The organism is Anabaena sp. CCY 9402-a, from assembly GCF_963920945.1.
GTDB lineage: Bacteria > Cyanobacteriota > Cyanobacteriia > Cyanobacteriales > Nostocaceae > Trichormus > Trichormus minutissimus.
This window is the reverse complement of the sequence record NZ_CAWUDL010000215.1, coordinates 1-557: the sequence shown is the minus strand read 5'-3', so window position 1 is coordinate 557 and position 557 is coordinate 1. Positions and strand designations below refer to the sequence as shown.

Sequence of the window (557 nt, the reverse complement as noted above, 5' to 3'; positions counted from 1 at the left end):
CACTCTCTACTCAACACTCTCTACTCAACACTCTCTACTCAACACTCTCTACTCAGCACTCAGCACTCCCTACTCCCCAATCAATGCCAAATACTCGTCCTGGAAGTAGCGTAGGGTACTGAATACGGGATTGGGTGCAGACTGGCCTAAACCGCATAGGCTGGTGTGCTTCACCATGTCACACAGTTCTTCTAGGAGCTGTAAATCGGCTTGTGATGCTTTCCCTGCGCTAATTTTGGTTAATAATCCGTGTAACTGCACAGTCCCGACTCGGCAAGGAATGCACTTACCACAGGATTCATCCATGCAAAATTCCATGAAGAACCGGGCGACATCTACCATGTTGGTAGTTTGATCCATGACGATCATCCCACCAGAACCCATCATTGAACCCAGGCTAGTTAAGGATTCATAGTCTACAGGAGTATCAAAAGCGGCGGCGGGAATACATCCCCCAGAAGGGCCACCTGTTTGTACTGCTTTCGCTATACCACCATCAGGAATAAGTAATTAAACAAAATTAATTACACAAATGATTATACAATTGAATACAAGAT

General features: G+C 45.6%; 1 pseudogene. It reads right to left on the bottom strand.

The window, feature by feature from the left end:
* Positions 1 to 69: 69 nt before the first annotated feature.
* Positions 70 to 504: pseudogene (locus ACM0OR_RS28350) on the bottom strand (NADH-ubiquinone oxidoreductase-F iron-sulfur binding region domain-containing protein); the annotation flags it as partial.
* Between the last annotated feature and the right edge of the window lie 53 nt (positions 505 to 557).